General features: G+C 61.4%; 21 protein-coding genes. 11 read left to right on the forward strand and 10 right to left on the reverse strand.

The window, feature by feature from the left end; genetic code table 11:
* The 4 genes from dnaA to gyrB are packed head-to-tail and all read left to right on the forward strand — an operon-like array spanning window position 1 to window position 6207.
* Complete coding sequence (dnaA, locus tag LOY54_RS00005) at window positions 1-1518, forward strand: chromosomal replication initiator protein DnaA (RefSeq protein ID WP_093377769.1); 1518 nt, start codon at window positions 1-3, stop codon at window positions 1516-1518.
* 40 nt (window positions 1519-1558) lie between these two features.
* A complete protein-coding gene (gene dnaN / locus LOY54_RS00010) occupies window positions 1559-2662 on the forward strand; it encodes a DNA polymerase III subunit beta (protein ID WP_038997897.1) in 1104 nt (367 codons plus the stop codon).
* Between the two features lie 19 nt (window positions 2663-2681).
* Window positions 2682-3785: a DNA replication/repair protein RecF gene (gene recF, locus LOY54_RS00015; RefSeq protein WP_010222707.1), complete on the forward strand. Its 1104-nt coding sequence runs from the start codon at window positions 2682-2684 to the stop codon at window positions 3783-3785.
* Window positions 3786-3789: 4 nt separating this feature from the next.
* Window positions 3790-6207, forward strand: coding sequence for a DNA topoisomerase (ATP-hydrolyzing) subunit B (gyrB, locus tag LOY54_RS00020; protein ID WP_045199388.1), 2418 nt, complete (start codon window positions 3790-3792; stop codon window positions 6205-6207).
* A gap of 90 nt (window positions 6208-6297) precedes the next feature.
* Here gyrB and LOY54_RS00025 read toward each other — a convergent pair whose 3' ends face one another.
* From LOY54_RS00025 to LOY54_RS00035, 3 genes are all read right to left on the reverse strand, one after another.
* Window positions 6298-7188, reverse strand: coding sequence for a DUF2950 domain-containing protein (locus LOY54_RS00025; RefSeq protein WP_258608698.1), 891 nt, complete (start codon window positions 7186-7188; stop codon window positions 6298-6300).
* Between the two features lie 14 nt (window positions 7189-7202).
* Window positions 7203-8708: a DUF3300 domain-containing protein gene (locus LOY54_RS00030; RefSeq protein WP_258595636.1), complete on the reverse strand. Its 1506-nt coding sequence runs from the start codon at window positions 8706-8708 to the stop codon at window positions 7203-7205.
* Window positions 8709-8860: 152 nt separating this feature from the next.
* Window positions 8861-10174: a sigma-54-dependent Fis family transcriptional regulator gene (locus LOY54_RS00035; RefSeq protein WP_258608699.1), complete on the reverse strand. Its 1314-nt coding sequence runs from the start codon at window positions 10172-10174 to the stop codon at window positions 8861-8863.
* 239 nt (window positions 10175-10413) lie between these two features.
* Here LOY54_RS00035 and LOY54_RS00040 point away from each other — a divergent pair, with 239 nt between their 5' ends.
* Genes LOY54_RS00040 through LOY54_RS00050 form a run of 3 tightly spaced genes read left to right on the forward strand, consistent with a single transcriptional unit; the run spans window position 10414 to window position 13427 of the window.
* Entirely contained in the window at window positions 10414-11298 is an 885-nt protein-coding gene (locus LOY54_RS00040) for an MBL fold metallo-hydrolase (protein WP_045199380.1), read from the forward strand.
* Between the two features lie 36 nt (window positions 11299-11334).
* The gene (locus tag LOY54_RS00045) at window positions 11335-12612 is read left to right on the forward strand and encodes an FAD/NAD(P)-binding oxidoreductase (protein WP_195885357.1); all 1278 of its coding nucleotides are present in this window, start codon (window positions 11335-11337) and stop codon (window positions 12610-12612) included.
* Window positions 12609-13427, forward strand: coding sequence for a sulfite exporter TauE/SafE family protein (locus tag LOY54_RS00050; protein ID WP_093377741.1), 819 nt, complete (start codon window positions 12609-12611; stop codon window positions 13425-13427). The genes LOY54_RS00045 and LOY54_RS00050 overlap by 4 nt, the downstream gene beginning before the upstream one ends.
* A 4-nt stretch (window positions 13428-13431) precedes the next feature.
* Here the strand turns inward: LOY54_RS00050 and LOY54_RS00055 are convergent, their stop codons facing one another.
* Window positions 13432-14319 carry a LysR family transcriptional regulator gene (locus LOY54_RS00055; RefSeq protein WP_045199374.1) on the reverse strand — a complete coding sequence of 296 codons (888 nt, stop codon included), beginning with the start codon at window positions 14317-14319 and terminating at the stop codon, window positions 13432-13434.
* Between the two features lie 137 nt (window positions 14320-14456).
* Here LOY54_RS00055 and LOY54_RS00060 point away from each other — a divergent pair, with 137 nt between their 5' ends.
* Together LOY54_RS00060 and LOY54_RS00065 are read left to right on the forward strand one after the other, a co-directional pair.
* Complete coding sequence (locus LOY54_RS00060) at window positions 14457-16106, forward strand: GMC family oxidoreductase (protein ID WP_258608701.1); 1650 nt, start codon at window positions 14457-14459, stop codon at window positions 16104-16106.
* 100 nt (window positions 16107-16206) lie between these two features.
* The gene (locus LOY54_RS00065; RefSeq protein WP_258608702.1) at window positions 16207-17829 is read left to right on the forward strand and encodes an MFS transporter; all 1623 of its coding nucleotides are present in this window, start codon (window positions 16207-16209) and stop codon (window positions 17827-17829) included.
* A 174-nt stretch (window positions 17830-18003) separates the two neighbouring features.
* Here LOY54_RS00065 and LOY54_RS00070 read toward each other — a convergent pair whose 3' ends face one another.
* From LOY54_RS00070 to glyQ, 4 genes are all read right to left on the reverse strand, one after another.
* Window positions 18004-18774, reverse strand: coding sequence for a 1-acyl-sn-glycerol-3-phosphate acyltransferase (locus LOY54_RS00070; RefSeq protein ID WP_045199369.1), 771 nt, complete (start codon window positions 18772-18774; stop codon window positions 18004-18006).
* A gap of 61 nt (window positions 18775-18835) precedes the next feature.
* On the reverse strand, window positions 18836-19369 hold the full coding sequence (gmhB, locus tag LOY54_RS00075; RefSeq protein ID WP_213602830.1) for a D-glycero-beta-D-manno-heptose 1,7-bisphosphate 7-phosphatase: 534 nt from the start codon (window positions 19367-19369) through the stop codon (window positions 18836-18838).
* Between the two features lie 3 nt (window positions 19370-19372).
* The gene (glyS, locus tag LOY54_RS00080) at window positions 19373-21427 is read right to left on the reverse strand and encodes a glycine--tRNA ligase subunit beta (RefSeq protein ID WP_045199365.1); all 2055 of its coding nucleotides are present in this window, start codon (window positions 21425-21427) and stop codon (window positions 19373-19375) included.
* A complete protein-coding gene (glyQ, locus tag LOY54_RS00085; RefSeq protein WP_045199646.1) occupies window positions 21424-22371 on the reverse strand; it encodes a glycine--tRNA ligase subunit alpha in 948 nt (315 codons plus the stop codon). The genes glyS and glyQ overlap by 4 nt, the downstream gene beginning before the upstream one ends.
* A gap of 82 nt (window positions 22372-22453) precedes the next feature.
* Here glyQ and LOY54_RS00090 point away from each other — a divergent pair, with 82 nt between their 5' ends.
* Both LOY54_RS00090 and LOY54_RS00095 read left to right on the forward strand, forming a co-directional pair.
* A complete protein-coding gene (locus tag LOY54_RS00090) occupies window positions 22454-23005 on the forward strand; it encodes a DNA-3-methyladenine glycosylase I (RefSeq protein WP_258608706.1) in 552 nt (183 codons plus the stop codon).
* A gap of 39 nt (window positions 23006-23044) precedes the next feature.
* Window positions 23045-23932, forward strand: a complete 888-nt coding sequence (locus tag LOY54_RS00095; RefSeq protein ID WP_093377718.1) for a lysophospholipid acyltransferase — start codon at window positions 23045-23047, stop codon at window positions 23930-23932.
* Window positions 23933-24007: 75 nt separating this feature from the next.
* Here LOY54_RS00095 and LOY54_RS00100 read toward each other — a convergent pair whose 3' ends face one another.
* A complete protein-coding gene (locus LOY54_RS00100) occupies window positions 24008-24319 on the reverse strand; it encodes a tetratricopeptide repeat protein (protein ID WP_258608708.1) in 312 nt (103 codons plus the stop codon).
* Between the two features lie 13 nt (window positions 24320-24332).
* Window positions 24333-25706 carry a Trk system potassium transporter TrkA gene (gene trkA, locus LOY54_RS00105; protein ID WP_010222685.1) on the reverse strand — a complete coding sequence of 458 codons (1374 nt, stop codon included), beginning with the start codon at window positions 25704-25706 and terminating at the stop codon, window positions 24333-24335.
* Between the last annotated feature and the right edge of the window lie 5 nt (window positions 25707-25711).

Below are 25711 nucleotides of genomic sequence, written 5' to 3' on the forward strand. Positions count from 1 at the left end.
GTGTCAGTGGAACTTTGGCAGCAGTGCGTGGAGCTTCTGCGCGATGAACTGCCTGCCCAGCAATTCAACACCTGGATCCGTCCGCTACAGGTCGAAGCCGAAGGCGACGAGTTGCGCGTCTATGCGCCTAACCGTTTCGTTCTCGACTGGGTCAATGAAAAGTACCTGAGCCGTCTGCTCGAACTGCTGGGTGAACACGGCAACGGTATTGCGCCTGCCCTTTCCTTATTAATAGGTAGCAGACGCAGTTCGGCACCACGTGCCGCACCCAATGCGCCGCTGGCTGCAGCCGTCGCCGCCTCGCAGGCCCAGGCTGCCCAAACCGCGGTGGTCAGCGAACCGGTCGCCGCACCTGTTGCAGCGCCGGCACCGGTGGCAGAAGTCGAGCAAGCGCCTTCGCGTGACAGCTTCGATTCCATGGGCGAGGCCAACGCCGCGCCAGCTCCAAGTGGCCGCACCGAACAACGCACCGTGCAGGTCGAAGGTGCGCTCAAGCACACCAGCTACCTGAACCGCACCTTTACCTTCGAGAACTTCGTCGAAGGTAAGTCCAACCAGTTGGCCCGCGCCGCAGCCTGGCAGGTTGCCGACAACCCCAAGCATGGCTACAACCCGCTGTTCCTGTACGGCGGCGTGGGCCTGGGTAAAACGCACTTGATGCATGCTGTGGGTAACCACCTGCTCAAGAAGAACCCGAATGCCAAGGTGGTGTACCTGCACTCCGAGCGTTTCGTCGCCGACATGGTCAAGGCGCTGCAGCTCAATGCCATCAACGAATTCAAGCGCTTCTACCGTTCGGTCGACGCGCTGCTGATCGATGACATTCAGTTCTTTGCCCGTAAAGAGCGTTCCCAGGAAGAGTTTTTCCATACCTTCAACGCCCTGCTCGAAGGCGGCCAGCAGGTCATTCTGACCAGCGACCGTTATCCGAAGGAAATCGAAGGCCTGGAAGAGCGCCTGAAGTCGCGCTTTGGTTGGGGCCTGACCGTTGCGGTAGAGCCTCCGGAGCTGGAAACCCGGGTAGCGATCCTGATGAAGAAGGCCGACCAGGCCAAGGTCGACCTGCCCCACGATGCGGCTTTCTTTATCGCCCAGCGTATTCGCTCGAACGTGCGTGAACTCGAAGGCGCCCTGAAGCGGGTGATTGCTCACTCGCACTTCATGGGCCGCGACATCACCATCGAGCTGATTCGCGAATCGCTCAAGGATCTTCTGGCACTGCAGGACAAACTGGTGAGTGTGGATAACATCCAGCGCACCGTTGCCGAGTACTACAAGATCAAGATCTCCGATCTGTTGTCCAAACGTCGTTCCCGTTCGGTAGCCCGTCCGCGGCAGGTCGCCATGGCCTTGTCCAAAGAGCTGACCAACCACAGCCTGCCGGAGATCGGCGACGTATTCGGCGGCCGCGATCACACCACCGTGTTGCATGCGTGCCGCAAGATCAACGAACTCAAGGAATCCGACGCGGATATCCGCGAGGACTACAAGAACCTGCTGCGGACTCTGACGACTTGATGAACGTCAGCGCAGCTTATTAAAGGCAAGGGACTAGACCATGCATTTCACCATTCAACGCGAAGCCCTGTTGAAACCCCTGCAACTGGTCGCAGGCGTCGTCGAGCGCCGCCAGACCTTGCCGGTACTGTCCAACGTACTGCTGGTGGTACAGGGTCAGCAATTGTCGCTGACCGGTACTGACCTGGAAGTGGAGCTGGTTGGCCGCGTGCAACTGGAAGAGCCGGCCGAGCCAGGCGAAATCACCGTGCCTGCGCGCAAGCTGATGGATATCTGCAAAAGCCTGCCCAACGACGTGCTGATCGACATCAAGCTCGATGAGCAGAAGCTCGTGGTCAAGGCTGGCCGCAGCCGCTTCACCCTGTCGACCCTGCCGGCCAATGACTTCCCGACTGTTGAAGAAGGCCCAGGCTCGCTGACCTGCAACCTGGAGCAAAGCCGTCTGCGCCGCTTGATCGAGCGCACCAGCTTCGCCATGGCCCAGCAGGACGTACGCTACTACCTCAACGGCATGCTGCTGGAAGTGTCCACCGACACCCTGCGCGCTGTCGCCACCGACGGTCATCGTCTGGCCATGTGTTCGATGCGTGCCGATATCGGCCAGGCTGATCGCCACCAGGTCATCGTGCCGCGCAAAGGTATCCTCGAACTGGCGCGCCTGCTTACTGAGCCGGATGGCATGGTCAGCATCGTGCTGGGTCAGCATCACATTCGTGCTACTACTGGTGAGTTCACCTTCACCTCGAAGCTGGTCGATGGCAAGTTCCCGGACTACGAGCGCGTGCTGCCCAAGGGCGGTGACAAGCTGGTGGTCGGTGACCGCCAGGCACTGCGCGAGGCCTTCAGCCGTACCGCGATTCTGTCCAACGAGAAGTACCGCGGCATCCGCCTGCAACTGGCCAATGCCCAGTTGAAGATCCAGGCCAACAACCCTGAGCAGGAAGAAGCGGAAGAAGAAATCAGCGTCGAGTACAACGGTAGCTCGCTGGAAATCGGCTTTAACGTCAGCTACTTGCTCGACGTCCTGGGTGTCATGACCACTGAGCAGGTTCGTCTGATCCTGTCGGACTCCAACAGCAGTGCCCTGCTGCAGGAAGCTGACAATGACGACTCTGCTTATGTTGTCATGCCGATGCGTCTGTAATTTGTCCAGCAGACTCTAGATGTCCCTCAGTCGCGTTTCTGTCACCGCGGTGCGTAACCTGCACCCGGTGACCTTCTCTCCCTCCCCCCGCATCAATATCCTGTACGGCGCCAACGGCAGCGGTAAAACCAGCGTGCTGGAAGCCGTTCATCTGTTGGGCCTGGCCCGTTCGTTTCGCAGTACCCGCCTGACACCGGTGATTCAGTACGAGCAATTGGCTTGTACTGTGTTCGGCCAGGTCGAGTTAAGTGAAGGCGGTTCCAGCAACCTGGGGATTTCGCGGGATCGGCAAGGTGAGTTCACCATTCGCATCGATGGGCAGAATGCTCGCAGTGCAGCCCAGTTGGCAGAGATTCTGCCCCTGCAACTGATCAATCCGGATAGCTTTCGCCTGCTCGAAGGCGCGCCGAAAATACGCCGGCAGTTCCTCGATTGGGGGGTGTTCCACGTGGAACCCCGCTTCATGGCCACTTGGCAACGCCTGCAGAAGGCTTTGCGGCAGCGGAACTCATGGTTGCGGCATGGTACACTTGACGCTGTTTCGCAAGCGGCCTGGGACCGGGAACTGTGCCTGGCTAGCGCGGAAATAGATGAATACCGTCGCAACTACATCAAGGCCTTGAAGCCAGTCTTTGAGCAAACCCTGAGCGATTTGGTCGAGCTCGAAGGGCTGACCCTGAGCTATTACCGTGGCTGGGACAAGGATCGCGAACTCAGTGAAGTGCTCGCCTCCTCCCTGCAACGTGATCAGCACATGGGCCACACCCAGGCCGGCCCACAACGTGCAGACCTGCGCCTGAGACTCGGCGCCCATAACGCGGCTGACATTTTGTCTCGCGGCCAGCAGAAGCTGGTGGTCTGTGCATTGCGTATTGCTCAAGGCCATCTGGTTAGCCAAGCGCGTCGCGGCCAATGTATTTATCTGGTGGATGACTTGCCGTCGGAACTCGACGACCAGCACCGCCGCGCACTTTGTCGCTTGTTGGAAGACTTACGCTGCCAGGTGTTTATCACCTGTGTAGATCAAGAATTATTGAGGGAAGGCTGGCAGACGGAAACGCCAGTTGCTTTGTTCCACGTGGAACAGGGCCGTATCACCCAGACCCACGACCATCGGGAGTGAAGGCATGAGCGAAAATCAAACGTACGACTCCTCCAGCATTAAAGTGCTGAAAGGGCTAGATGCCGTGCGCAAGCGTCCCGGTATGTACATTGGCGACACCGATGATGGTAGCGGCCTGCACCACATGGTGTTCGAGGTGGTCGATAACTCGATCGACGAGGCACTCGCCGGCCACTGCGATGACATCACCGTAATTATTCACCCAGACGAATCCATCAGTGTTCGCGACAACGGTCGCGGCATTCCGGTCGACGTGCACAAAGAGGAAGGCGTATCTGCTGCCGAGGTCATCATGACCGTCCTCCACGCCGGCGGTAAGTTCGATGACAACTCCTACAAAGTATCCGGCGGTCTGCACGGTGTAGGTGTGTCGGTGGTTAACGCCCTTTCCGAGCAGTTGATCCTCACCGTTCGCCGCAGTGGCAAAATCTGGGAACAGACTTACGTCCACGGTGTTCCACAAGCGCCGATGAAAATCGTTGGCGACAGTGAAACCACCGGTACCCATATCCACTTCAAGCCGTCGGCTGAAACTTTCAAGAACATCCACTTCAGCTGGGACATCCTGGCCAAGCGGATTCGCGAACTGTCCTTCCTCAACTCCGGCGTCGGCATCCTGCTGAAGGACGAGCGCTCCGGTAAAGAAGAACATTTCAAATACGAAGGCGGTCTGCGTGCGTTCGTCGAGTACCTGAATACCAACAAGACCCCGGTCAACCAGGTCTTCCACTTCAGTGTTCAACGCGAAGACGGCGTGGGCGTGGAAATCGCCCTGCAGTGGAACGACAGCTTCAACGAGAACCTGTTGTGCTTCACCAACAACATTCCGCAGCGCGACGGTGGTACCCACCTGGTCGGTTTCCGTTCGGCGTTGACCCGTAACCTGAACAACTACATCGAGCAGGAAGGCCTGGCCAAGAAGAACAAGGTTTCGACCACCGGCGACGACGCCCGTGAAGGTCTGACCGCGATCATCTCGGTGAAGGTACCTGATCCGAAGTTCAGCTCGCAGACCAAAGACAAGCTGGTGTCCTCGGAAGTGAAAACAGCCGTGGAACAGGAGATGGGCAAGTACTTCTCCGACTTCCTGCTGGAGAACCCGAACGAAGCCAAGGCCGTTGTCGGCAAGATGATCGACGCCGCGCGTGCTCGTGAAGCTGCTCGTAAAGCGCGGGAAATGACTCGCCGCAAAGGTGCGCTGGATATCGCCGGCCTGCCGGGCAAACTGGCGGACTGCCAGGAGAAGGACCCTGCCCTTTCCGAACTGTACCTGGTGGAGGGTGACTCCGCGGGTGGTTCGGCCAAGCAGGGTCGTAACCGCAAGACCCAGGCGATCCTGCCGCTCAAGGGCAAGATCCTCAACGTCGAGAAAGCACGCTTCGACAAGATGATCTCGTCCCAGGAAGTGGGCACGCTGATCACCGCGCTGGGCTGTGGTATCGGCCGCGAAGAGTACAACATCGACAAGCTGCGCTATCACAACATCATCATCATGACCGATGCTGACGTCGACGGTTCGCACATTCGTACCCTGCTGCTGACTTTCTTCTTCCGTCAGCTGCCGGAACTGGTCGAGCGTGGCTACATCTACATTGCCCAGCCACCGCTGTACAAGGTCAAGAAAGGCAAGCAAGAGCAGTACATCAAAGACGACGACGCCATGGAAGAGTACATGACCCAGTCGGCTCTGGAAGATGCCAGTCTGCACCTGGACGAATCCGCACCACCTGTTTCCGGCGTCGAGCTGGAGCGTTTGGTCAACGAATTCCGTACCGTGATGAAGACCCTCAAGCGCCTCTCGCGCCTGTACCCGCAGGAGCTGACCGAGCACTTCGTCTACCTGCCGGCGGTATCGCTGGAGCAGTTGGGCGACCACGCTGCCATGCAGGAGTGGCTGGGCAAATTCGAAGAGCGTCTGCGCACCAGCGAGAAGTCCGGCCTGCTGTACAAGGCCAGCCTGCGCGAAGACAAAGAGCGCAATGTCTGGCTGCCGGAAGTGGAAATCACCTCTCACGGCCTGGCCAGCTACGTCACCTTCAACCGTGACTTCTTCGGCAGTAACGACTACCGCACCGTCACCGCCCTCGGTGCACAGCTGAGCACCCTGCTGGGTGAAGGCGCCTACGTGCAACGTGGCGAGCGCAAGAAAGCCATCACCGAGTTCAAGGAAGCACTGGACTGGCTGATGACCGAAAGCACCAAGCGCCACACCATCCAGCGATACAAAGGTCTTGGTGAGATGAACCCGGATCAGCTGTGGGAAACCACCATGGACCCAACCGTGCGCCGCATGCTCAAGGTGACCATCGAAGACGCGATCGCTGCCGATCAGATCTTCAACACCCTGATGGGCGACGCCGTTGAGCCACGTCGTGAGTTCATCGAGAGCAACGCCCTGGCGGTGTCCAACCTGGACTTCTGATCAGCTGTAGGTTCAAAGTAAAGCAACATCATCAAGCCCGCTCACGCGGGCTTTTTGTTGCGCTGTTTTTCCTGTGTTGAGCTGTTCGGTTCAGCGCCCCTCTTCCTCGTCCTTTACTTCGCTCCAACTGCTGTCGGGGTCGAAACGGGTAATCGCGGCAGCGCGCTTGGCGCTGTCGCGGCCCAGGTCCTTCTCGAACAGTTCGCCGTCGTGGCTGATCATGAAGCTCATCACGCCCGTGTCGCCATAGTCCGCCGGCCAGGCGATCACGGCAAAGCCACGGGTCATGTGATCACCGATCTTGTAGTCATAGGCGCCGCCCGGCGCCGAAGGGCCTTGGCCAGTGAGGATGCGATAGTGGTAGCCGTGCCAATCATCGCCCTTTGCGGTATCACCAAAAAGCGGTCCGAGCGGGCTTTCTTCGACGCCCTCCTCTTGCGGCCAGTACAAACCGTCGAACTGCCCGTCGCTGCTGATGAGTTTCTGCGCGTACTCGAGTATCCCATCGTCATTGCGATCAACCTCGGCGTAATCCATCTGCGCGTCGTGATAGGCGCGCACTGATTGAATGGTCGCGAGCTCGTTGCGTCCGATGCGGCGCAGGCGGATTTCCGCGGCGCCGGCTTTGGTGTCGAATGCCCAACCGTCAGTACTGCGTCTGATGGGAATCGGGAACACCCAGGGCGTGTCGCCGACGACCAGATGTGCACGCTTCGGGTTGTCGGACTGAACCTGATGTTTTTCCTTGTAGAGGGCGAGAAAGGCATCGACATCTTTGCGATCGATGTTCTTGGTCGGGATGTAACTCTCCCAGTCGTTGCCAAGCAATTTCGCCAACAGTTGGCTATCGGCCTTTTCGCTACCAAGCGCCTGCACCAGTGCTTCGCCGGCGCCTTCGGGGTGTGGGAAATGTTCCTGAGCGTAGCTGCTGGACGTACAGCACAGCAGCAGAACCAGCACAATTCGGCTCGCAGCATTCATGACTGATTCTCCTCTCAACGGCGACGGCCGCCACCGCCGGATTGCATCCGCGCGGGTCGTTGTACCTGGTGGCCCGCAGCGGCTGCAGATGGTCGGCTGGCGCTGCGTTGGCTGAGCTGGCCACGATTGCTTGCGATGCGTGACTGCGAAGGGTTGCGCACACCGGCCAACGCATTGTTGCGCGGTGCCTGGGCGCTAACATGTTGCTGACGGGCTTGCTGGCGTACTTGTTGGTTGCGCCCCGCCTGCTGAGGCTGGCGGTTGTTCTGCGGCGCCTGTGCTCGCTGGCGGGCCTGACCGTCATTTTTCAGTTGGCGGTCGGCAACCTGAGCACGCTCGCGTGCATTGCCGGACGGGTTGATGCCCTGTTTTTCCAGGCGCTGTTGGGCGCGCTCGCGGTCGGCACTCTGCACCCGTTGGCGGGCTTCAAGGTTGCTGGTTGCCGGTGCTTCGATGCCGCGCTGTGCCAGGGTTTCACGGGCTCGCGCGCGATCTTCGACCCGGGCCGGGGTGTCACCACGGTAGGCTGTGCGCTCTGCACTGCCGGGTAAGCGTCGGTCGAACTGGGCTCGACTGGCCTGGTCGCGGTACGGGACGCCGTCGCGATACGCAGGATTATGGCGCCAGGTGTTCTGGTTGGCATCGAGCCTGCGGTTGACGTTGTTGATATTGTTGTAGCGATTGACGTTGATATCGACGTCATGATCGTCCCAGTCGCAATCCCCCCAGAGTGAATTGACGATTGCGACGCCTGCACCAAAAGCCAGGCCGGAGGCTAACGCCGTGCCGATGGCATACCCCGGTGGCGGCGGATAATACGCGGGTGGGTAGGACGGCGAGGACCAACTGCCGTACACCACGGAGGGGTTGTAGCTTGGTACGTATACAACCTGCGGGTTGGTCGGCTGGATAACGATAGTCTGTGCCGGCGCGGCACCTTGTACCACCGTGGTCGTGCCGCCTGCGGGGGCGCTTGATGGTTGCACGATAACCGTCTGCTGTTCGTTGGACTCCAGGTGCCCGGCAGCCTTGGCCTTGGCGCGCAGGCGCTGCACCGAGTTCATCACCGCGTCGGGCTGGGCGAGAAAGGCATCGCCGACGCGCTGCACCCAGACCGGGTCCTGACCAAGTGTCGCCAGCACCTGCGGGAAAGCCACCAAGGATTGCACGCTGGGGTCCCAAGGTTGCTCGGCGACCTGCTTGACCGCGGCATCACCGCTGACGTTCGGATGCGCCTTGGACCAGGCAACCGCGTCGGCGACATTGCCTGGATAGGTGGTGGCCATCAGCACTTGTGCGAGTAAAGCGTCCGGATACAACGCCAACGGTGCGAGCATTTGATCAAGCTGTTCGGTGCTGAACACCGCCTCGCTCGGCGCCGCCGGCGCGGCTGGTGTAGCCGGTGCAGCCGCTGCGGGTGCCGTAGCCGTGGCCTTGGGTTGCGCGTCCTCTTCGAAACAACCAGAAAGCGCGAGCATGGCGATGCTGAGCAGGATCGCCCGGTGAAGGCAGGAAGACATGACGATGCTCCTGTGGCAGAAAAGACAGAGCGGAACGTCAGGCGTCCTGGCACCTGGTTACCGACTCGGCAATCGACGCATGGAACGCTCTGCGGTGGGTGAGCAGTTTCAGCGTAGAAGAAAAAGCCGCAGTTGGTTGTCTTGCGTCAGTCTCAAAGACCCAGTTCGCGCAGGCGCCGGTACAAAGTGCGTTCACTCATGCCCAGGTGACGCGCCAGCTCGCTGCGTGATCCATTGAAGCTGTCCAGGGCCTGGGCCAGTTGCCCGAGGTTGTCTTTGCTGCGGCGGCTGATGCTTGGCGCCGGCTCAAGTCTCGAACCGAGCTCAGCAGGCAGGTGCTCGCCACGGATCAGTCCGTCGTCGGCGAACAGCCGCGCTCGTTCGAGGATATTACGCAGCTCGCGAATGTTGCCAGGATAGGCGTACAAGCTCAGTCGATTCATCGCATCTGGGTTGACCTTCGGTGCCGCCGCCCCTGCCATCCGTTGCAACAGGCTCTCGATCAACAACGGCAGATCGTCGACCCGTTCGCGCAATGCCGGCAAGCGGATCGGAAAACCGCTGATGCGGTAATACAGGTCTTCACGGAAGCTGCCCGCTGCAGCCATTTCCTTGAGCGGTTTGTGGGTCGCCGAAACCAGCCTGAAGTCGGAGTGAACCGTACGCAGGCTGCCGACCGGGCGAAAGCTGCCAGACTCGATCAGGCGCAGCAGTTTGACCTGCATCGCCAACGGTACTTCGCCGATTTCATCGAGGAACAAGGTGCCGCCATGAGCCGCTTCCGCCAGGCCGATCTTGCGCTGATGGGCGCCGGTAAAGGCGCCCTTCTCGTAACCGAATAGCTCGCTCTCGAATAACGACTCAGTCAGGCCGGTGCAGTCGACCACCACCAGTGGGCCGCTGGCTCGAGGGCTGCCCAGGTGCAGAGCGCGCGCAAACAACTCTTTGCCGGTCCCGGATTCACCCTGGAGCAACACCGGAATTTGCGCAGGTGCCGCGCGCTGCAGGCTGGCCAGTGCTTCCTGGAACGCCGCTGAGCGGCCGACCAAGCCTTGTTGCTGGGGCTGCGCCGAGGCGACGGTGATGCGGGTCAGTCGCTCGACGAACGCCACCACCTCACCTTGCTCATCGAGGATCGGGCGCAACTCGACATCCACATGTTCCGGCCCGCGCGGGGTGTGGTGCACATGCAGAACACGCTCGGGGACACGGCTGTCCCAGGCCTTGCGCATCGGGCAGTGTTCGCCGGCCTGGTCGCAAGGCACGGCGTAGTGATGGGACACCCGGTGGCACTTGGCGCCGATGGGCGGTTGGCCGTCGATGCCGAACTGGCGTCGGTATGCAGCGTTGGCGGCAAGAATGTTGTAGTCGGTGTCCAGCACGATGGTCGGCTGGGCGTCGTGTTCGAGGTAGGACACCAAAGCCTGCACAGCAGGATGAGGAACAACAGTGGACGAGAAGGACATGGCGACACCTGGGCAAGCTCGGGCGAAGCTTAACTGAAGCTGCCAGGGACTGCCAAAAACTGCCAACTGCTGCCAGGTCACTGCCAACTATGCTGACAGTCTGGCAGTGCTTTTCCCTACGCAGCCCGCGAACATTGGGAAACAGCCTACCGGTTCGATGGCACATATCTTGATGACAGCCTGTCCATTGCCAGCAAGGCTTGATAGCTGGCACCTGTGATGAATTCGGAGCGTGGTAAATGATCATCGGCGGCAACTTGTATGTGGAGGCACTGTTCGACAGTGTCACCTCGACCATCAGCTATTTGCTGATGGACCGGAGCAGTGGTGACTGTGCCTTGATCGACAGTGTGCTGGATTACGATCCGAAGTCCGGACGCACCAGCAGTGCTTCGGCAGACAAGCTGATCGAGCGGGTGACTGAACTGGGCGGCAAGGTCCAGTGGATTCTCGAAACCCACGTGCACGCCGATCACCTGTCGGCGGCGGCTTACCTCAAGCAGGCGCTGGGCGGCCAGATTGCCATTGGCAGCCAGATCACCCAGGTGCAGAAAGTCTTCGGTGCGCTGTTCAATGCCGATGGCGGCTTCGCCCGCGATGGCAGCCAGTTCGATGTGCTGTTCGACGACGAGCAGCCCTTCACTATCGGCAACCTCAAGGCACGTGCCCTGCACACGCCCGGCCACACGCCGGCGTGCATGACCTACGTGGTGGAGGTCGACGGGCAAAGCATCGCCTTTGTCGGCGACACGCTGTTCATGCCCGATTACGGCACCGCCCGTTGCGACTTCCCTGGCGCGAGTGCGCGCACTTTGTATCGCTCGATCCAGCGCATCCTTGCCCTGCCCGCCGAGACGCGCCTGTTCATGTGCCACGACTACCTGCCGGGTGGCCGCGAATTGCGCTACATGACCACGGTGGCCGAACAGCGCGCCAGCAACATCCACATCCGTGAAGGCATCAGCGAAGACAGCTTCGTCAGCATGCGCGAAGCCCGCGACGCCACCCTGGAGATGCCGGTGCTGATCCTGCCTTCGGTGCAGATCAACATGCGCAGCGGCCAACTACCTGAACCTGAAGACAACGGAGTGCGCTACCTGAAGATCCCGCTCAACGTGCTCTGAGTTTCACCCCAGAATTATTATTAGAAGGACCCTGCCATGCTTGCTCAACCCTCCCCTGCCGAGGTGCCGAAAGGCGACCACCATAAAGTGCTGATCGTCGGTGCCGGTGCTGCCGGTGTCGCTGCCGCCTCCAGCTTGATCTGCCGCGACCCTTCGCTGGATGTCGCGATCATCGACCCGGCCGATGTGCACTATTACCAACCGGGCTGGACCATGGTCGGCGCCGGTATCTTCCAGGCGCCTTCGACGGCGCGCACCATGGCCTCGACCATTCCCGGCGGCGTGCAGTGGATCAAGGCGCGGGTCGAGAGCTTTGATCCGCAGGCGCAAACGGTGACGCTGAATGACGGGCGACTGCTCAGTTACGAACAGCTGGTGGTCTGCCCTGGGCTGAAGCTCGACTGGGATGCCATCGAGGGCTTGAGCGAAACCCTTGGGCGTAACGGCGTGACTTCCAACTACCGCTATGACCTGGCGCCCTACACCTGGCAACTGGTGCAGAACCTGCGTGAAGGCCGGGCGTTGTTCACCCAGCCACCGATGCCGATCAAATGTGCCGGCGCACCGCAAAAGGCCCTGTACCTGTCGTGTGACCACTGGCTGCGCAACGGTCGGCTGGGCAACATCCAGGCGCAGTTCTTCAATGCCGGTGGCGTGCTGTTCGGGGTGCCTGACTATGTGCCGGCCTTGATGGAGTACATCGACAAGTACGCGGTAGACCTGCAGTACGCGCATCGCCTGGTGGCGGTCGATGGCCCGGGCAAGCGCGCTACCTTTGTGCGCACCTTGCCCGATGGCAGCAGCGAAACCCGGGTGCAACCTTTCGACATGCTGCATGTGGTGCCGCCGCAGGTTGCCCCTGATTTTATTCGCAACAGCCCGCTGGCTGACCAGGCCGGCTGGATCGATGTCGATCCGGCTACCTTGCGTCATAAACGCTATGGCAACATCCACGCCTTGGGCGATGGCATCAACACCAGCAATGCCAAGACTGCAGCGGCTGCGCGCAAGCAAGCGCCGGTGGTGGCCAACAATGTGCTGGTGGCGCTGGGGCGCCTGCCCAACCTCGCCCACTACGATGGTTATGGCTCCTGCCCGTTGACTGTCGAACGCGGCAAGATCGTGCTGGCCGAATTTACCTATGGCGGCAAGCTAGCGCCGAGCTTCCCGCGCTGGCTGCTCGATGGTCGCCGGCCAACGCGCCTGGCTTGGCTTCTGAAGGCGCAGATCCTGCCACCGCTGTACTGGCGTTGCATGCTCAAGGGCCGTGAGTGGCTGGCCAAGCCGCGGGTTGCCGCCGAGGGCCTGCGGTGATCGAGCATCAATTTCTTGCGGCTGGGCTGGGCGCGATCATTGGTGCGGTGCTGGCGCTGACCGGCGCCGGTGGCGGCATTCTGGCCGTACCCTTGCTGGTATTCGGTCTGGGCTTGTCGATGGTCGAGGCGGCGCCAGTCGGCTTGCTCGCCGTCGGCATGGCGGCGGCGGTGGGTGCCCTGTTGGGCCTGCGCCAAGGTCTGGTGCGTTATCGTGCGGCGTTGTTTGTGGCGGTGATCGGCATTGCGATTGCGCCCTTCGGCTTGATGCTTGCCCATCGCTTGCCGAACGGGCCGTTGGCTCTGACTTTCGCCGTGGTGCTGGTCTATGCCTGTGCACGCATGCTGCTCAAGGCGCACCGCGAACTCCGTGGCCAGCCACCACTGGGCCAACGCATGGTCATGCCCTGTGTGCTCAACCCCTTGCAGGGGCGCCTGCGCTGGACTCTGCCCTGCGCCCGCGCCCTGGCGTTTACCGGCGCGATGTCCGGATTGCTGTCGGGGTTGCTCGGGGTTGGCGGCGGCTTTGTGATCATTCCGGCGCTGAGCCGTTACACCAACCTGGACATGAAGAGCATCGTTGCCACTTCGCTGGCGGTGATCGCCCTGGTGTCGACCGGCAGCGTGGTCAGCGCCACGGTTGGCGGCGTCATGCATTGGTCTGTGGGCGCGCCGTTTGCCGGCGGTGCGGTGCTCGGGCTGCTGCTGGCGCGTCAGGTCGCCAGCAAACTGGCCGGGCCACGACTGCAGCAGATGTTTGCGACCGTGGGTATCTGTGCGGCGGTGCTGTTGGCGGCGAAAACCCTGGGCGGCTGAGGCCCTACTCCGCCAGCAAGGCGTCCTGCTCCTGCGCGCACAGGGCCAGGAGAAAATCCCAGACCACGCGCAGGCGCACCGACTTGTGCAGCTCACGGCGGGTACAGATCCAGTAGCTACGCTGGATGGTCTCGCTGGGCAGCACCCGCACCAGCGCCGGATCGTGGCGGGCCATGTAGTTGGGCAACACGGCAATGCCCAGGCCGGCGCGAGCCGCTTGTTGCTGGGCGATCACGCTGGTGCTGCGAAACACCACATTGGGCGCCCGGCAGAAGCTGTTCAAAAACAGCAGCTCCTGGCTGAACAGCAGGTCGTCGACGTAGCCGATCCAGCTGTGCTTGGCCAGGTCTTCGCGGTGATTGAGCGCTGGTGCCTGGGCCAGGTACTCGGGGCTGGCGTACAGCGCCAGGCGGTAATCGGTAAGTTTGCGGGTTATCAACAGGTCGGCGTTGGGCCGCTCCAGGTGAATGCTGATCTCCGCTTCGCGGTTGAGGATGCTGACAAACCGCGGTACCGCCACCAGCTCCACCTCAAGGCCTGGGTAGCGTTCGAACAGGCTGCCCATGCGCGGGGTGAAGAACATAATGCCGATGCCTTCGGTGACTCCCAGGCGAATCTTGCCCAGCGGGGTGATGGCCTGGGTGATTTCTTCCTGGGCCAGCAGGGCGACGTTTTCCATGGCTTCGGCGTGCTTGAGCAGGGCCTGGCCGGAGGGCGTCAGTTCGTAGCCCTGGGCGTGCTGGACGAACAAGGCGGTACCCAGGCTCTGTTCGATATTGTCGATATGCCGGGCCACGGTGCTGTGGGTGGTGTTCAGACGTTTGGCCGCAGTCAGCAGCCGGCCGCTACGCTGCAACTCGAGAAAAAACCGCAGATCATTCCAGTCGAACATGCTTTTCCTTGTGAATCAGGTGTTCACGGACGTTGTGTTAAAACGCACAGCACTTGAGTGAAATCTAACGTTTTCATCCCGAAATTAATCAATAACATGGGCTGGGACAAGAATAATAATCAGGCGCGAGGTTGCCCATGCCATCAGCCGATCCTGTCTACGACTATGTGGTGGTTGGTGCCGGTCCTGCCGGGTGCCTGCTAGCCAATCGCTTATCCGCCGACCCAGGCTGCCGGGTGCTGTTGCTCGAAGCGGGTGGGCGCGACAACTACCCCTGGATTCACATTCCGGTGGGTTACCTCTACTGCATCGGTAACCCACGCACCGACTGGTGCTTCAAGACCGAAGCGCAACCCGGCCTCAATGGCCGTGCCTTGGGTTATCCACGGGGCAAGGTGCTCGGTGGCTGTTCTTCCATTAACGGCATGATCTACATGCGTGGTCAGGCGGGCGATTACGATCGCTGGGCCGAGCAGGGCAATGCCGGTTGGGCGTGGAAGGATGTGCTGCCACTGTTCAAGGCCAGCGAAAACCACTTCGGTGGCGCCAGCGAAGCCCATGGCAACGAAGGCGAGTGGCGGGTCGAGCAGCAGCGCTACTCCTGGCCGATCCTCGATGCCTTCCGCGAAGCCGCGGCGCAGAGTGGCATCCCTAACGTTGCTGACTTCAACACTGGGGATAACCAGGGCTGTGGATACTTTCAGGTCAACCAGCGTTCCGGCATTCGCTGGAACTCGGCCAAGGCGTTTTTGCGCCCGATCCTTAAGCGCCCCAATCTGACGGTACTGACCGATGTGCTGGTTGACCAGGTGGTGCTGGTAGAAGGCCGCGCTTCGCAGGTACGTGCTCGCTGGCAAGGCAATTGGCAGAACTTCAGCGCACGCCGGGAGATTATCCTGTGTGCCGGCTCCGTGGGTTCACCCGGTATTCTCCAGCGCTCGGGCATCGGCCCGCGTGGCTTGCTCGAGAGCCTGGGGATAACTGTTCGCCACGAATTGCCCGGGGTTGGCGGCAACCTGCAGGACCATCTGCAACTGCGCCTGATCTACCAGGTTACCCAGGCGCGCACCCTCAACCAGGTTGCCAACAGTCCCTGGGGCAAACTCGGCATGGGCCTGCGTTACCTTTACGATCGCAGCGGCCCGCTGGCGATGGCGCCGAGCCAGTTGGGGGCGTTCATACGTTCCGGGCCCGAGCAGGCTTCGGCCAACCTGCAGTACCACGTGCAGCCCTTGTCGCTGGAGCGCTTTGGCGAGCCGCTGCACCGCTTCCCGGCGTTTACCGCCTCGGTGTGCAACCTGCGCCCGGCCAGCCGCGGGCGTATCGATATCCGCTCGGCCAACCCGGACGACGCGCCACTGATCGATCCCAACTACCTGAGCGACCCTGAAGACCTGCGCGTCGCCGCCCAAGCCATTCGCCTGACCCGCAAGATCGTCCAGGCCCCTGCCCTGGCGGCGTTCAGCCCGCGTGAGTATCTGCCAGGCCCCGACCTGCAAAGCGAACAGCAGTTGCATGAAGCCGCCGGGCAGATCGGCACTACCATTTTCCACCCGGTAGGCACCTGCCGCATGGGCAACGGGCCGCTGGATGTGGTCGACGACCAGTTGCGCGTGCACGGCGTGCCGGGGTTGCGGGTTGCCGACGCCTCGATCATGCCGCAAATCGTCTCCGGCAATACCTGCTCCCCTACCCTGATGATTGCCGAAAAGGCGGCGCAATTGATTCGCCGGGAAAGCTTATCCACAAGCCGCATCGATGAAAAAAACGCAGTACCGACGCCCTGACCAGGGTGCGTAGCAACAACGACGCCGGACGCAGTCTGCCGGCGTCGACAGTGGAACAACAAGAATAATCACTGGGGCCTGCAGGCCGAGGACAGCAACGATGTCGGATTACATTCAAGAGCAGGGCGCTGCAACGGCGAGCACCAGCCGCCGGGAAGAACGCAAGATCATTTTCGCGTCATCCCTCGGGACAGTTTTCGAGTGGTATGACTTTTTTCTTTATGGGGCATTGGCCGCGGTCATCAGCAAGCAGTTCTTTGCCGGGGTGAACGACACCACTGCCTTTATCTTTGCCTTGATGGCCTTTGCCGCCGGCTTTCTCGTGCGGCCCTTCGGCGCGCTGGTGTTCGGCCGCCTGGGCGACATGATCGGGCGCAAGTACACCTTCCTGGTGACCATCGTGCTGATGGGCTTGTCGACCTTTGCCGTCGGCCTGTTGCCGACCTACGCCAGCATCGGCATTGCTGCACCGATCATTCTGGTGGTGTTGCGCATGCTGCAGGGCCTGGCGCTGGGTGGTGAGTACGGCGGCGCGGCGACTTATGTTGCCGAACACGCACCACCTGGCAAACGCGGCTTCCACACCGGTTTTATCCAGTCCACCGCGACCCTCGGCCTGCTGTTGTCGCTGCTGGTGGTGCTCGGCAGCCGTTACATCAGTGGCGACCAGTTCGAAGTCTGGGGCTGGCGCCTGCCGTTCCTGCTGTCGATCGTGCTGTTGGGGATTTCCACCTGGATCCGCATGAGCATGCACGAGTCGCCAGCCTTCGTGAAGATGAAGGCCCAGGGCAAGGCCAGTAAAGCGCCGATCCGTGAATCGTTCGGCTCCTGGCCCAACCTCAAGGTAGTACTCACTGCCCTGTTCAGCATCAACGCCGGGCAAGCGGTGACCTTCTACACCGCGCAGTTCTATGTGCTGTTCTTTCTTACCCAGATGCTCAAGATGGACCCGGCCCAGGCCAACACTTTGCTGATTATCAGCGTGGTGATCGGCGCGCCGTTCTTCGTGTTCTTCGGTTGGTTGTCGGACCGGGTCGGGCGCAAGCCAATCCTGATGCTCGGCTTGCTGCTGGCCACGGTACTGTACTTCCCACTGTTCAAGGCTCTGAGCCATTACGCCAACCCGCAGATCGACGCCGCCAGCCGCCAGGCCCCGATTGTGGTGATGGCCGATCCGCAAGGCTGCACCTTCCAGTTCGATCCGGTGGGCAAGGCGCGTTTTGACAGCCCCTGCGACAAGGTCAAAACCTTCCTGGTCAAACAGGGCCTGCCCTACAGCTCGGCTGAAGCGGCTGCTGGTGCCGAAGTGGTGGTGAGCATTGGCGAGCAGAAGATCAATGGGTTTGACGAAGCAGCCCTGCGTGCAGCGATCGAAAAAGCCGGCTACCCGGCCAAGGCCGATCCAGCCAGCGTCAACCAGCCGATGGTGGTGCTGCTTATCGTCGCCATGATCCTGATCGCGACCATGACCTACGGCCCGCTGGCGGCGGTGATGGTCGAGCTGTTCCCAACGCGTATCCGTTACACCTCGATGTCGCTGCCCTACCACATTGGCAACGGCTGGTTCGGCGGCTTCCTGCCCACCGTGTCCTTTGCCCTGGTGGTGTACACCGGCGACATCTTCTACGGGCTCTGGTACCCGGTACTGATCACCGGTATCAGCCTGGTGGTGGGGCTGTTCTGCTTGAAAGAAACCCGTGATGTGGATATCGACAAGGTGTGAGGATTTGCAGGCATAAAAAAAACCGGCGTAAGCGCCGGTTTTTTTATGCCGCGAAAAAACTTATGCACGATTTTCAGAAAACAGTCATACAGAGAAATAAGTAGCTAAATTAATCACTTAGCGCATTTTTCGTTAAGAAATCCAAATACTGTACACAAGTTATCCACAGATCGGTCAGGCCACGCCCTGCGCCGCGTTCGGCGCCGCTGCAGGCAGTGAGCCGAGCTCGCGCTGGGTCTGTTCATTCCAGGCTGCAGCACGATCGTTTAACTCGGCAATCGCCCGTGGGCCGCTGCCTTCGGCAAACATCGGGGCGCCAATTACCACCTCGATGGTGCCGGCACGTTTGCCCCAGCCCTGCTTGGGCCAGAACTTGCCGGCGTTGTGGGCGATCGGCAGTACCGGTAGGCCAGCGTTGACCGCCAACGCGGCCCCGCTGCGCGAGAACTTGCCAATCTGGCCGAACGGCACACGGGTGCCTTCGGGGAAGATCAGCACCCAGACGTTCTCCTTGAGCAATTTATCGCCCTTGCTGGCGACTTGCTTCAAGGCTGCCTTGGGGTTATCGCGGTCAATGGCGATCGGCCGCAGCATGGCCATGGCCCAGCCGAAGAACGGCACGTACAGCAGTTCACGCTTGAGCACTTGGCTCAAGGGCGAGAAATAGGCGGAAAGGAAAAAGGTTTCCCAGGTGCTCTGGTGGTTAGAGAGGATCACACAGGGTTGCTTGGGGATGTTTTCGGCCCCGGTGACCTTGACCTTGATGTTGAGAAACACCCGTACCAACACCAGCGCAAAGCGGCACCAGTAGACGTTGATGAAGCGGTAGCGGGCGCTGAAAGGCAAAAACGGCGCGATAAAAAAGCTCAGGGTGCACCACAGCAAGGAGCTGGTACCCAGCAGCAGGTAAAAAAGAAAAATTCTGATCGCCTGCAAGATCGACATAGCGGCATGTACCGTTGCGGGCTTGCCCGCCTAGTAAAAGTGCGCCTGTTATGCAGACGCGCTATTTGTGGATAAGTTCTCTGGCGATGGCTGCCAGATCATCGAAAATCAGCGTGTTTTCTGGAATTCCCTTGCTCAGGGTCTTCTCGCCTTTTCCGGTTTTTACCAGAACTGGTTGAGCATCGACGGCCAAAGCGGCTTCCAGGTCACCCTTACTATCACCGACAAACCACACGCCGGCCAGATTCACGCCGTAGTGCGCGGCAATGGTGGTGAGCATGCCCGGCTTGGGTTTGCGGCAGGCGCAGCCCTCATCGGGCCCGTGCGGGCAATAGACGATCAGCCCGACCTCGCCGCCCTGCTCGGCCACCAGCGTGCGCAATTGCGCGTGCATGGCCTCGAGGGTCGGCAGGTCGTAGTAGCCACGGGCAATGCCGGACTGGTTGGTGGCAACCGCCACCGTCCAGCCGGCTTTGCTCAACTGCGCAATCGCTTCGATCGAACCCGGGATCGGAATCCACTCGTCCAGCGACTTGATGTAGGCGTCGGAGTCCTGGTTGATCACCCCGTCCCGATCGAGAATCAGCAGCTTCAAGACTTACCCCAGCAGCGAAATGTCGGCCACGCCCAGGAACAGACCGCGCAGGCGGCTGAGCAGGGCATAACGGTTGGCGCGGACATTGGCGTCGTCGGCATTGACCATCACCGCCTCGAAGAAGGCGTCGACCGGTTCACGCAGAGCGGCCAGGCGTGCCAGCGATTCGCTGTACTGGCGCGCCGCAGCCATTGGCTGAACGGCCTGGTCGGCTTGCTGGATCGCCGAGTACAGGGAGAACTCGTTGGCGTTGTCGAAGTACTTCGGCTCGACCGTGGTGGCGACAGCGCCTTCGGCCTTGCTCAGCAGGTTCGACACGCGCTTGTTCACCGCGGCCAGGGCAGCGGCTTCCGGCAGTTGGCGGAAGGCCTGTACGGCCTGCACGCGCTGGTCGAAGTCCAGGGCCGAGCCTGGCTTGAGGGCACGCACCGACAGGTAGGTGGCAACGTCAATGCCTTCGTCTTCGTAACGGGCACGCAGACGATCGAAGACGAATTCCAGCACCTGCTCGGCCAGGCCCGCAGCCTTGACCTTGGCACCGAACTGGCTGACGGCGAAGTTCACTGCTTCGTTCAGGTCCAGGTCCAGCTGCTTCTCGATCAGGATGCGCAGTACGCCCAGCGCTGCGCGACGCAGGGCATAGGGGTCTTTGCTACCGGTCGGGAGCATGCCGATACCGAAGATACCGACCAGGGTGTCGAGCTTGTCGGCAATCGCCACGGCCGCGCCGGTCAGGGTCGACGGCAGTTCGGCACCGGCACCGCGCGGCATGTATTGCTCGTTCAGGGCCAGGGCGACGTCTTGCGGCTCGCCGTCGTTGAGGGCGTAGTAGTAACCGGCAACACCCTGCATTTCAGGGAATTCACCGACCATCTCGGTGGCCAGGTCGCACTTCGACAGCAAACCTGCACGCGCCGCGCGCTGGGCGTCGCCGCCGATGCGCTGGGCGATGAAGGCGGCCAGTTTGGCAACCCGCTCGGCCTTGTCGAAGACGCTGCCCAACTGGGCCTGGAACACCACGTTCTGCAGGCGCTCGTTGAAGCTTTCCAGCGGCTGCTTCTTGTCTTGCTTGAAGAAGAACTCGGCGTCGGTCAGGCGCGGGCGCACGACCTTCTCGTTGCCTTCGACGATCTGCTTCGGGTCGCGACTCTCGACGTTGGCCACGGTGATGAAGCGCGGCAGCAGCTTGCCGTCGGCATCCAGCAGGCAGAAGTACTTCTGGTTGTCCTGCATGGTAGTGATCAGCGCTTCTTGCGGCACTTCCAGGAAGCGCTCTTCGAACGAGCACACCAGCGGCACAGGCCATTCAACCAGGGCGGTCACTTCATCGAGCAGGGCTGGCGGCACAATGGCGCTGCCTTCCTGCTGCAGGGCGAGTTCGGCGGTACGCTTGCTGATCAGCTCGCGGCGCTCGGCAAAATCGGCCAGCACGTAGGCCTTGCGCAGGTCTTCCTGGTAATTGGCCGGGGCGCTGATGCGCACGTTTTCCGGGTGGTGGAAGCGGTGGCCACGGGATTCGCGACCGGCTTTCTGCGCCAGCAAGGTGCAGTCGACCACCTCGTCACCGAGCAGCATCACCAGCCACTGGGTTGGACGCACGAACTCTTCCTTGCGCGCACCCCAGCGCATGCGCTTGGGGATCGGCAGGTCGTTGAGCGAGTCTTCGACGATGGTTGGCAGCAGGCTGGCGGTGGCCTTGCCCGGAATGTGCTGGGAGAAGCGCAGCTTGGCGCCGCTCTGGTCGATATCCGACAGCTCTACACCGCACTTCTTGGCAAAACCCAGGGCGGCCTGGGTCGGGTTGCCGTCAGCGTCGAAGGCGGCCTGACGTGGCGGGCCGTCGAGGTTGACGCTGCGGTCCGGCTGCTGGGTGTCGAGGTTGCGGATGAGTACGGCCAGGCGGCGCGGCGCGGCGAACACCTGCTTGTCGGTGTAGTTCAGGCCAGCGGCCTGCAGGCCTTTCTCGATACCGGCGAGGAAGGCGTCACCGAGGCTGCTCAGGGCCTTGGGTGGCAGTTCTTCGGTGCCCAGTTCAACCAGGAAATCTTGAGCACTCATTGTGCAGCCTCCAGCTTAGCCAACACTTCATCACGCAATTCAGGGGACGCCATCGGGAAGCCCAGCTTGGCGCGGGCTTGCAGGTAGCTCTGGGCCACGGCCCGGGCCAGGGTCCGTACGCGCAGGATGTAACGCTGACGCTCGGTCACCGAGATGGCGCGACGGGCATCGAGCAGGTTGAAGGTGTGCGAGGCCTTGAGGACCATTTCATAGGTCGGCAGCGGCAGTTCCAGCTCGATCAGGCGGTTGGCTTCGCTTTCGTAGAAGTCGAACAGTTCGAACAGCTTCTCGACGTTGGCGTGCTCGAAGTTGTAGGTCGACTGCTCCACTTCGTTCTGGTGGAACACGTCGCCGTAGGTCACTGTGCCGAACGGGCCGTCGGTCCAGATCAGGTCGTAGACCGAATCTACGCCCTGCAGGTACATGGCCAGGCGCTCCAGGCCGTAGGTGATTTCACCAGTGACCGGGAAGCATTCGATGCCGCCCACTTGCTGGAAGTAGGTGAACTGCGTGACTTCCATGCCGTTGAGCCAGATTTCCCAACCCAGACCCCAGGCGCCGAGGGTCGGCGATTCCCAGTTGTCTTCGACGAAACGGATGTCGTGCACCAGCGGGTCGAGGCCGATGGCTTTCAGCGAGCCCAGGTACAGTTCCTGGAAGTTCGCCGGGTTCGGCTTGAGGACCACCTGGAACTGATAGTAGTGCTGCAGGCGGTTCGGGTTTTCGCCATAACGGCCATCCGCCGGACGACGGCTAGGCTGCACATAGGCGGCGTTCCAGGTTTCCGGGCCGATGGCGCGCAGGAACGTGGCAGTATGGAAAGTGCCGGCGCCTACTTCCATATCGTAGGGCTGAAGCACCACACAACCTTGCTCGGCCCAGTAGTTCTGCAGGGCGAGGATCAAGTCTTGGAAGGTACGCACGGCTGGCGTAGGCTGGCTCACGAAATTCACCTGTTTCTAGGGCTGCGAATATAAAGAGCGGGAGTATAACCCGATTCGCGCAGGCCTCTACCCTTGGAGCCTTATGCCACGTTGCTTTTGGTGTACCGACGATCCGCTTTACCAGGCGTACCACGACCAGGAATGGGGCACGCCGCAGCGCGATCCGCGCCAGCTGTTCGAGATGCTCCTGCTCGAAGGCTTCCAGGCCGGGTTGTCGTGGATTACCGTGCTGAAAAAGCGCGAACGCTACCGCCAGGTGCTGTTCGGCTTCGACCCAGAGCGTCTGGCGCAGATGAGCGACGACGAAATTGAAGAGCGCATGCTCGACCCGGGCATCATCCGCAATCGCCTCAAGCTCAATGCCGCGCGGCGCAATGCGCGGGCCTGGCTGGCGCTGGAAAACCCCGGGCAATGGCTCTGGTCGTTCGTCGGCGGCGCGCCGAAGGTCAATCATTTCGTCCTGCGCAGCGAGGTGCCGGCGGTCACCGACGAGGCCAAGGCAATGAGCAAGGCGCTGCAGAAAGCTGGCTTCACCTTTGTCGGACCGACCATTTGCTATGCCTTCATGCAGGCCACCGGCATGGTCATGGACCACACCACCGATTGTGATCGCTACGCCGCTCTGCTGCGCTGAGGGTTACAATGGCCGGCTTGCAGAAAGAGGAACCAGCCTGTGGATAAATTCAAGGGCGCCTTGATGGTCGGGGCGTTGCGGTTGTTTGCCAAGCTCCCCTGGGGCGCGGTACAGCGGGTCGGCGCGGCCATCGGCTGGATCATGTGGAAGGTGCCGAACAGTTCGCGCAACGTGGTGCGCATCAACCTGGCCAAATGCTTCCCGGAAATGGACCCGGTTGCCCGTGAGCAACTGGTGGGCCGGACCCTGATGGACATCGGCAAGTCCTTTACCGAAAGCGCCTGCGCCTGGATCTGGCCGGCCCAGCGTTCGCTCGACCTGGTGCGCGAGGTCGAAGGCCTGGAAGTGCTTGAGGCGGCCCTGGCATCGGGCAAGGGCGTGGTTGGCATCACCAGCCACCTGGGCAATTGGGAAGTGCTCAACCACTTCTATTGCAGCCAGTGCAAACCGATCATTTTCTACCGACCGCCCAAGCTCAAGGCGGTCGATGACCTGCTGCGCGAACAGCGCGTGCAATTGGGCAACCGCGTTGCGGCGTCGACCAAGGAAGGCATCCTGAGCATCATCAAGGAAGTGCGCAAAGGCGGTCAGGTGGGCATTCCGGCCGACCCGGAGCCGGCCGAGTCGGCGGGTATCTTCGTGCCGTTCTTCGCCACCAAGGCGCTGACCAGCAAGTTCGTGCCGAACATGCTCGCTGGCGGCAAGGCGGTCGGGGTGTTCCTGCATGCCTTGCGCCTGCCGGATGGCTCGGGCTTCAAGGTCATCCTGGAAGCCGCGCCCGAGGCGATGTACAGCGAAGACACCGAGACCTCGGCGGCGGCCATGAGCCAGGTGGTCGAGCGCTATGTGCGGGCGTATCCGAGCCAGTACATGTGGAGCATGAAGCGCTTCAAGAAGCGCCCGCCGGGCGAGCCGCGCTGGTATTGAAAGCCCTATCGCGGGGCAAGCCCGCTCCCACAGTTATCCACAATCCCTGTAGGAGCGGGCTTGCCCCGCGATGGCTCAACCAGCCTTATCGAGCTTCTTCAGAAACACTGTCATCTCTTTCTCTGCCTGCTTGTCGCCGTGCGCGCGAGCCGCTTCCAGCCCCTGCTCCCAGGCCTTGCGCGCAACTGCCAGGTCACCTTCGAGCTGATGCGCCTTGCCCAGCAGCTTCCACGCCGCCGAATACTTCGGGTCCTGCTCGACGCAGCGCTGTAAATGCACGGCCGCCTCGGCGCCGTTGCCTTCATCGAGCCAGGCCTTGCCCAGGCCAAAGCGCAACAGGGCGTTATCCACACCCTTGGCCAGCATCTTTTCCAGTGATTCGCGCATTCCAGCTCCCTCTTTAGAAGAAGCTCAACCCTACATGGAAGAGCTTCTCGACGTCACGGATGTACTTTTTATCCACAACGAAGAGGATCACGTGGTCGCCCGCTTCGATCACCGTGTCGTCATGGGCGATCAGCACTTCTTCGTCGCGGATGATTGCGCCGATGGTGGTGCCTGGTGGCAGGGCGATGTCTTCGATGGCCTTGCCGATTACCTTGCTTGACTTCGAGTCGCCATGGGCGATCGCCTCGATGGCCTCGGCCGCACCGCGGCGCAGTGAGTGCACGCTGACGATATCGCCGCGGCGCACGTGGGCCAGCAAGGTGCCGATGGTGGCCAGCTGCGGGCTGATGGCGATGTCGATTTCGCCGCCCTGGACCAGGTCGACGTAGGCCGGGTTGTTGATGATGGTCATCACCTTGCGCGCGCCCAGGCGCTTGGCCAGCAGCGAGGACATGATGTTGGCTTCGTCGTCGTTGGTCAGGGCCAGGAAGATGTCGGCTTCGGCGATGTTCTCTTCAAGCATCAGGTCGCGGTCCGAGGCACTGCCCTGCAACACCACGGTGCTTTCCAGGGTGTCGGACAGGTGCCGGCAACGGGCCGGGTTCATCTCGATGATCTTCACCTGGTAGCGGCTTTCGATCGCCTCGGCCAGGCGCTCGCCGATTTGCCCGCCGCCAGCGATGACCACGCGCTTGTTGGTTTCGTCGATGCGCCGCAACTCACCCATCACCGCGCGGATGTGCGCCTTGGCGGCAATGAAGAACACTTCGTCGTCGGCTTCGATGACCGTGTCGCCCTGCGGCAGGATCGGCCGGTCGCGGCGGAAGATTGCCGCCACGCGGGTGTCGACATTGGGCATGTGCGCGCGGATCTGGCGCAATTGCTGGCCCACCAGCGGCCCGCCGTAGTAGGCCTTGACGGCTACCAGCTGGGCCTTGCCCTCGGCGAAGTCGATCACCTGCAGGGCGCCGGGGTGTTCGATCAGGCGCTTGATGTAGTGGGTGACCACCTGCTCGGGGCTGATCAGCACGTCGACCGGAATGGCGTCGTTGTCGAACAGCCCGGCGCGGGTCAGGTAGGCCGATTCGCGCACCCGGGCGATCTTGGTCGGGGTGTGGAACAGGGTATGGGCAACCTGGCAGGCGACCATGTTGGTCTCGTCGCTGTTGGTGACCGCCACCAGCATGTCGGCATCGTCGGCGCCGGCCTGGCGCAGCACGGTCGGGAAGGAGGCGCGGCCCTGCACGGTACGGATGTCGAGGCGGTCGCCGAGGTCGCGCAGGCGGTCGCCATCGGTGTCGACCACGGTGATATCGTTGGCTTCGCTGGCCAGGTGTTCAGCCAGCGTGCCGCCGACCTGCCCTGCGCCGAGGATGATGATCTTCATCCGCT

Origin of the sequence: Pseudomonas sp. B21-032, from assembly GCF_024748965.1 — a bacterium.
Classification (GTDB): Bacteria; Pseudomonadota; Gammaproteobacteria; order Pseudomonadales; family Pseudomonadaceae; genus Aquipseudomonas.